This is a genomic window from Synechococcus sp. R3-13, assembly GCF_047462195.1.
Classification (GTDB): domain Bacteria; phylum Cyanobacteriota; class Cyanobacteriia; order Thermostichales; family Thermostichaceae; genus Thermostichus.
In genome coordinates, this window is record NZ_JANSIO010000287.1 from 1 (window position 1) to 6,535 (window position 6,535).

A 6,535-nucleotide genomic window follows, 5' to 3' on the forward strand; every position below is an offset into this window, starting at 1 on the left:
TTGAGCTTATTATTGACTAGAGTCATGCTCTACTCTTGCGTTGTATCACGCTCAAGGCGGGATCCGAAACACAACCCCGTACTGCCCGCCCCACCTCTGGTGAGGTTTTTGCTATGCCTGCGGCAGGGGAACTGCAACGCTGCTGCAACGAGGCTGCGAACGGCTTGGCCAAGGAACTTCCGAGCCTGTTAAGACCGTGTCGAGGAGCGCTTGCTCAGGCGCACAGGATGCCACTGCACGGTTTCGCCGGGGGAAACTTCGATCTCACAGGCGGTGTCGATCAGCCGCTGTGCCTGCGCTTGAGGGGTGGGATAGCGGGCCAGATCTGCATCCACCAAGTGGGGATGTTCCTGTAACAGCCGCACGAGAAACTCCTGCAATTCCTCGGGGCTGAGAAATTGCTCCGGCAAGCCCGGGATCAGCAGCACATAGTGGTTGGCAGCACGCAACAGTTCGGGTTCTGAGTCTAACATGGTGTGGGGTTGGGCGTCTTTTTTCCATCATGAACCAACAGGTTGCGCCTCTCTTGATATCCTGAAAAAGACTTTCCTTGCTCTTGTCCTCCGTCTTGTTGGCGTTTGAGATCTGCTTTCCCTATGGCCAAGCCGCGCACCCTTTCTGGCATTCAGCCCTCTGGCGAACTGCATTTGGGCAACTACTTGGGGGCAATTAAAAACTGGGTGGCCGAGCAGGAGCACTACGAGAACTTTTTTTGCATCGTCGATCAACACGCCATCACCGTTCCTCAGGATCCTAAGCTGCTGAGGGAGCGAACCCGTTCGCTGTTTGCCCTTTATTTGGCCTGCGGTCTCAGCCTGGAGCATTGCGTGCTATTCGTCCAGTCCCATGTGCCTGCCCATACGGAGCTGGCCTGGCTGTTCAACACCATCACCCCCATGAACTGGGCGGAGCGCATGATCCAATACAAGGAGAAGAAAGAAAAACAGGGAGAGGAGACCAGCGTTGGCTTGTTCAGCTACCCGATTTTGCAGGCGGCGGATATTTTGCTCTACCAACCCAAGTATGTGCCAGTGGGGGAGGATCAGCGGCAGCATATTGAGCTGTGTCGGGATATTGCCCGCCGCTTCAATGACCGTTTTGGAGAGGTGTTTCTGATCCCAGAGGCCCTGATTCGTCCGGAGGGGGCGCGGGTAATGAGCTTGACCGATGGTACGCGCAAGATGTCCAAGTCGGATCCCTCGGATTTCAGCCGTATTCATCTGCTGGATGACCCGGATACCATCCGCAAGAAGATCCAAAAATGCAAGACCGACCCCATTCGGGGCATTACTTTTGACGATCCGGCTCGTCCCGAAGCCCACAATTTGTTGACGATTTACATGCTCACCTCCGGCAAAAGCAAGGAGGCGGTGGCGGCTGAGTGTGCCGAGATGGGGTGGGGGCAGTTCAAGCCCCTCCTTGCCGACAGCATCATCGCTGCCCTGGAGCCCATTCAGCAGCGCTACCGGGAACTGTGGAGCAACCCCGACCACCTGCTCGTTCTGATTCGGGAGAATGCCGCTAAGGCCCGGGCCATCGCCGAGCAAACGCTACAAAGGGTGAGAGAGGCCATGGGGTTCTTGCCCCCCTAAGGGATCCCTGCCCAAGCTTTGATCAGTCGGGGTTGCCATCGCGGATCTCGACGGTGCTCAAGGCGCTCACCAGCCAGTCTAAACCCAGCTCTGAGAGGATCCCTTTCCAGCCCAGGCGCAGGCGCTCCTGCCATTCTTGCCGGTGGTTAATCAAATACACGCAGACCAGAGTGATGCCCACTCCCAGCCATTGCAGCCGCGTCAGCGATTCCCCCAGAAAGGTGCTGCCAAACAGCAGGGCAAAGATGGGGGTGAGGAAGGTCAGGGAGCTGAACTCGGTGAGGTTTTCCTGAGAGGCGAAATAGAAGAAGAGGGCATAGGCCAAGGCGCTCCCCATCACCGAAGCGTAGAGGAGGCCCAGCCAGTGGATCCCGCTCAGGTGTTGCCATTGCTGAGTCTCCGTCAGTCCCGACAGCAGGATCAAGGGCAGGCTGCCCAACACCATGTGCCAGCCCGTCGCCAGCACCGGATCCGCCACCTCCGCCACCTTGGGCATCATCACGGTGCCGATGGCCATCGACAGGGAGGCCATCAACATCCAAACGACGCCGGCCCCCAACTGCAGGGATCCCTCGCCGGATAGGCCGATGAGGCCAATGCCGAAAACTCCCAGCCCCAGGCTCAGCCAGCCTAGGGATCCCATCCGCTCGCGGTAAAACCAGGTGGCCATCAAAGCCACCGCCAGCGGCTGCGAGTCAATGAGCACGGATCCCAGGCCTGCCCCTGTCTCTTTCAGCCCTTGGGCCAAAAATCCCTGAAAACAAGTGCCGTCCACTAGCGCAAACGCCAACACCCATAGCCAGCCGCGCAGCCCTCTGGGATGCCAGGCGTGAGAGGCCGCAGAGCCCCGCCCCTGCCAGAGCCGAAAGGCCAGAACCAGGATCCCTGCCGGCAGCAACCGCAGAATGGCAATGAAGAGGGGGGTGGTCTCGGAGAGGGCATCTCGCATCACCACCATCGCCGAGCCCCACAGGAAAAAGGGGGCAATCATCAGGAGGCGTTGCCAGATAGGCTGAAAGAACAGGTCAGACTGAGCCATAGGTGCTTCAAACTTGGAGACGGAAGTTAACCCCATGTTAAGCGCTGGGGCAGCTCAGTTACAAATCTTAACTGTTGATGCATATTATGCCTGGCATGGGATCCCTGGAGGGCTTTCTCAACCTGGACAAGCCGGCGGGGCTCACCTCCCACGACTGTGTGGCAGTGGTGCGGCGGGTCTTGCGCACCCGCAAGGTGGGGCATGGGGGCACCTTGGATCCGGCGGCAACGGGGGTTTTGCCGATTGCGGTGGGACGGGCAACACGCTTTTTGTCGTTTTTGTCGGGGGATAAGGTGTATCAAGCAACCTTCCGATTGGGACAGCGCAGCGACACCGACGATGCCGAAGGGCAGATCCGGGTGGGATCCCCTTGTCCTGGGTTGAGTCGCGAGCAGGTGGAGCAGTGTTTGCGGGAGTTTACCGGCGAGATCTGGCAGGTACCGCCCCTCTACAGCGCCCTTAAGCGCCAGGGGAAAAAGCTCTACCAGTTGGCCCGGGCCGGCGTAGAGGCTGCGGAACTCCAGTTGGAGCCGCGGCGGGTGGTTATTCAGCAACTGCGGGTCCTGGGCTGGCGAGCCGGAGACTTTCCGGAAGTGGATCTAGAAATTGCCTGTGGCCCCGGCACTTATATCCGTGCCCTTGCCCGCGATGTGGGGGAAAAATTGGGCTGTGGAGGGCTGATGAGCCGGCTACGACGGCTGCAAAGTGGACCCTTTCGCATCACAGAAAGCCTGCCGCTGGAGAGATGGCGGGGATCCGCGGATCCCGCTGCCGCCCTGTTGCCCATTGAGTGGGGATTTGCCGATTGGGAGGCAGTAGAACTCTCTTCCGCCAAAGCGAAGCAGTGGCTGCAGGGTCAGGCCATTCTCCTCGACCGGCCTGTTGTCGATGCCCCTACTTTGCGGGTGCTGGATGAGGAGGGCAAGTTTTTGGGCTTGGGGTACGGTCAGGCAGGCCAGCTCAAGCCGCTGCGGGTGTTGTCGCCGGATCCCTAGAGTGTTGCAGAAAAGTTACATTTTCGTAACAACATTTGCCATTGTTTCAGGGGGAAGCGGGAAAGAAACCCCTGCATGCTAAACTTCTGAGGGCGAAGGGGAGCCTGAAGCGTTGCCGTTGCCGGGCTCTGGCTCGATTTTCCAAGGTTGACCTTTGGATGTTGTCCGGCAAAATCTCTTCTCATTTTTTCATCTCAAGCTACTTTACAAAATAAAGTCACAAGAATGGAGCTGGGGATATGCGGGATGCCGTAACCACACTGATCAAAACCTACGACCTGACGGGCCGCTACTTGGATCGGGAGGCAATGGATGCGCTCAAGGCTTTTTATGACTCGGGGCTGCGGCGCATCAAGGCCGTGAACGTGATCAATCTCAACTCAGTGGATATCGTCAAAACGGCTGCTGCGGCCATGTTCGCCCAGGTGCCAGATCTCATTCGTCCGGGAGGCAACGCCTACACCACCCGCCGCTATGCCACCTGTTTGCGGGATATGGACTACTTCTTGCGCTACGCTTCCTACGCGCTGGTGGCTGCCGATAACAGCATTCTGGATGAGCGGGTGTTGGCGGGCTTGCGGGAGACCTACAACTCCCTCGGCGTGCCCATCGCCCCGACGGTGATTGGGATCCAAAACATGAAAACCCGCACCCTGGAGCTGCTTGGCTCCGGCGAAGACTATAGCTTTGTGGCCGAGCCCTTCGATTACCTGAGCGCCAAGCTGAGCGAAACCGATATCTAAACCGATATCTAAGCGCCTGCTCTTAATTCGTCGGCATAGGGGTTTGGCGGCACCGGTATCGGCTCCACCTGCTCGGCAGCGATTACCAACTGAGATTGGCCATCCCGCTGCTCCACGGCCATGCGCCCCTCCAGACGCAGCCAACTGTCGGCAGTTAACTGCTCTGCCTCTGGCCAGCGCACCGGCAAGCCCACAGGGTAAGCATCGGCAGCACAGCAGCTAACCAAAAACCGGGCAATAACAAAATGGTCGGGTTGCTTGTCGGGAATGACGAACCCCTGCACCCGCACCGGCTGGTTCTCATAGGTGTAGGGATCCGGGTAAACATCCAAGGTGCGCACCCAGTCCAGCAGAGTACGCTGACGCGGGTCGAGCTTGGGGCGAAAAGCCTGCGGCTGGCTACGAGATGCTCCCAGATAGGGAGATACCCCTCGGTTGAGGGCAGTTTGGCTGGAGAGCGGGCGTGGCTCGACCCAAAACCCCAGCAGTGCTGTCAGGATCAACAGTCCTGCGCCCAGCCGCGGCCCCAGTAGCGAGGAATGGACTTCAGAAGAAGGGACTTTGGCTCCTCGCCAACGGCCAATCCCCAAGCCCAACAGACATAGCCCAGCCAACAACGCCACATTCACATAGCCGGGATTGATCAACATCAGCAGGGTGCCCCGCCAGCGATAAACGATCAGCAGGATCCCTAGCAACATCAACCCAACCGCCTCCCAGTAGGCCGTATTGCCCCACCGCAACGGTTTGGACTCCGTCCCGCTGACGCGACCGACAGGCCGAGACATACCCTTGGTTTTCGCGTGCGGTTCCTCTGGATTTTGTTTTTCTCGAAGACGACCAGAACTGCTTTTGGGCATGGGTTGCAGCTTTTTCACACCACTCCGAGCCTAAGTTTAGCAATCCTCGCGGAAGTACCCACTGCCGGCGTTGGGGAATGCCTGTGCTGCCAATTTCCCAGTCACAGGTATCGGGTTGCCCGAATAAGGCAAGGACTCCGTCCCCCTAACGCGAACAGCAAAACATTTCGTTTGGCTCACGTTCTTTGATTGCCGTCTTTACAGCTTCAGGGATCCCATCATCAATTCAACAAATCCAGCCACAGATAACCTCACATTGATATCCCATTGATAACGGACTTTAGCGTGATGGACAGGGTTGTAGGCGGGTGTATAAAGCCTAGGGAGTTGCTGCAATTTTGGCGGTCTGCTCTACAGTGGGATAGAGACAACTGAGATACCACACACGAATGTTGGCCGAATGTTGGCAAGGATACCCACCTGGCTGCGGGGAGTCAGCTATGCCATCTATGGCTTTCTCTACCTGCCAATTCTGCTGATCGCCGTCTACTCCTTTAACCGAGCCCGCTTTGGCCTGGCGTGGACAGGTTTTACCTTCGATTGGTACCTTTCCCTGTTTCAGAATGCCCTGGTCTGGCAGGCCACGCAAAATACCCTCGTCCTGGCGTTGGTCAGCACGCTGGTCAGCACGCTGCTGGGATCCCTGCTGGGCTATGGGCTGTATCGCTATCGCTTCCCCGGTAAAAAGATCCTGCAGGGGCTGATGCTGTTGCCGGTGATCGTCCCCGATATTGTGATGGCCATCGCGCTGCTGCTGTTCTACCAGTTTGTGCGCTTTTACACGGGCCTCTTTGAGCTGGGCTTGGGGACGATGATCTTGGCCCACATTACGTTTCAGATTGCTTTTGTGGCTATTGTGGTGCGCAGCCGTCTCCAACTTTTGGATCCCGCCCTGGAAGAAGCAGCCTATGACCTCTATGCAAACACCTGGCAAAAGCTACGCTATGTCACCTTGCCCTTGGCCATGCCAGGGATCCAAGCTGCCGCTTTGCTGGCTTTTACCCTTTCGATAGATGATTTTGTCATCTCCTTTTTTACCAGTGGGCCGGAGAGCCTGACCTTGCCAATTTTGATCTACAGCACGGCGCGACGAGGAGTTACCCCGGAAATCAATGCCCTCTCCACCTTGATCATTCTGGTTACCTTGATCTTGGTCGTGGGCTTCCCCCTGCGGAGTGCTCCGCACCGCTGACGCGAACAGCCGCTCCCGCCTGGGATCCCGCTAGCCGTTCTCGACAGTTCCCCCTCTTCCCCTGAGAGAGGTTGGAGATGAGGGCGTGACATACTCCCATCGCTGACCCTACGG

General features: G+C 57.8%; 7 protein-coding genes. 4 read left to right on the forward strand and 3 right to left on the reverse strand.

Annotated features, from left to right (window positions below):
- Positions 1 to 188: 188 nt before the first annotated feature.
- A complete protein-coding gene (locus NW856_RS09045) occupies positions 189 to 473 on the reverse strand; it encodes a chlororespiratory reduction protein 7 (RefSeq protein ID WP_414399900.1) in 285 nt (94 codons plus the stop codon).
- A 123-nt stretch (positions 474 to 596) separates the two neighbouring features.
- Here NW856_RS09045 and trpS point away from each other — a divergent pair, with 123 nt between their 5' ends.
- Positions 597 to 1,592: a tryptophan--tRNA ligase gene (gene trpS / locus NW856_RS09050; RefSeq protein WP_414355741.1), complete on the forward strand. Its 996-nt coding sequence runs from the start codon at positions 597 to 599 to the stop codon at positions 1,590 to 1,592.
- A 22-nt stretch (positions 1,593 to 1,614) separates the two neighbouring features.
- On the opposite strand, the gene NW856_RS09055 is transcribed toward trpS, so the two are convergent.
- Positions 1,615 to 2,631, reverse strand: coding sequence for a DMT family transporter (locus NW856_RS09055; RefSeq protein WP_414399901.1), 1,017 nt, complete (start codon positions 2,629 to 2,631; stop codon positions 1,615 to 1,617).
- 95 nt (positions 2,632 to 2,726) lie between these two features.
- On the opposite strand from NW856_RS09055, the gene truB reads away from it, so the two are divergent.
- Entirely contained in the window at positions 2,727 to 3,626 is a 900-nt protein-coding gene (gene truB, locus NW856_RS09060) for a tRNA pseudouridine(55) synthase TruB (protein WP_414399903.1), read from the forward strand.
- 239 nt (positions 3,627 to 3,865) lie between these two features.
- On the forward strand, positions 3,866 to 4,369 hold the full coding sequence (gene apcB, locus NW856_RS09065) for an allophycocyanin subunit beta (RefSeq protein ID WP_011433791.1): 504 nt from the start codon (positions 3,866 to 3,868) through the stop codon (positions 4,367 to 4,369).
- 8 nt (positions 4,370 to 4,377) lie between these two features.
- Here the strand turns inward: apcB and NW856_RS09070 are convergent, their stop codons facing one another.
- On the reverse strand, positions 4,378 to 5,157 hold the full coding sequence (locus NW856_RS09070) for a TIGR03943 family putative permease subunit (protein WP_414399902.1): 780 nt from the start codon (positions 5,155 to 5,157) through the stop codon (positions 4,378 to 4,380).
- A gap of 472 nt (positions 5,158 to 5,629) precedes the next feature.
- Between NW856_RS09070 and NW856_RS09075 the strand changes: the two genes are divergently transcribed.
- Positions 5,630 to 6,421: an ABC transporter permease gene (locus NW856_RS09075; protein WP_011433789.1), complete on the forward strand. Its 792-nt coding sequence runs from the start codon at positions 5,630 to 5,632 to the stop codon at positions 6,419 to 6,421.
- Positions 6,422 to 6,535 lie beyond the last annotated feature (114 nt).

Coding starts and splice junctions, on each gene's coding strand:
- truB (WP_414399903.1), top strand. CDS start 2,727: ATGGGATCCCTGGAGGGCTTTCTCAACCTGGACAAGCCGGCGGGGCTC.
- trpS (WP_414355741.1), top strand. CDS start 597: ATGGCCAAGCCGCGCACCCTTTCTGGCATTCAGCCCTCTGGCGAACTG.
- NW856_RS09045 (WP_414399900.1), bottom strand. CDS start 473: ATGTTAGACTCAGAACCCGAACTGTTGCGTGCTGCCAACCACTATGTG.
- NW856_RS09075 (WP_011433789.1), top strand. CDS start 5,630: ATGTTGGCAAGGATACCCACCTGGCTGCGGGGAGTCAGCTATGCCATC.
- apcB (WP_011433791.1), top strand. CDS start 3,866: ATGCGGGATGCCGTAACCACACTGATCAAAACCTACGACCTGACGGGC.
- NW856_RS09070 (WP_414399902.1), bottom strand. CDS start 5,157: ATGTCTCGGCCTGTCGGTCGCGTCAGCGGGACGGAGTCCAAACCGTTG.
- NW856_RS09055 (WP_414399901.1), bottom strand. CDS start 2,631: ATGGCTCAGTCTGACCTGTTCTTTCAGCCTATCTGGCAACGCCTCCTG.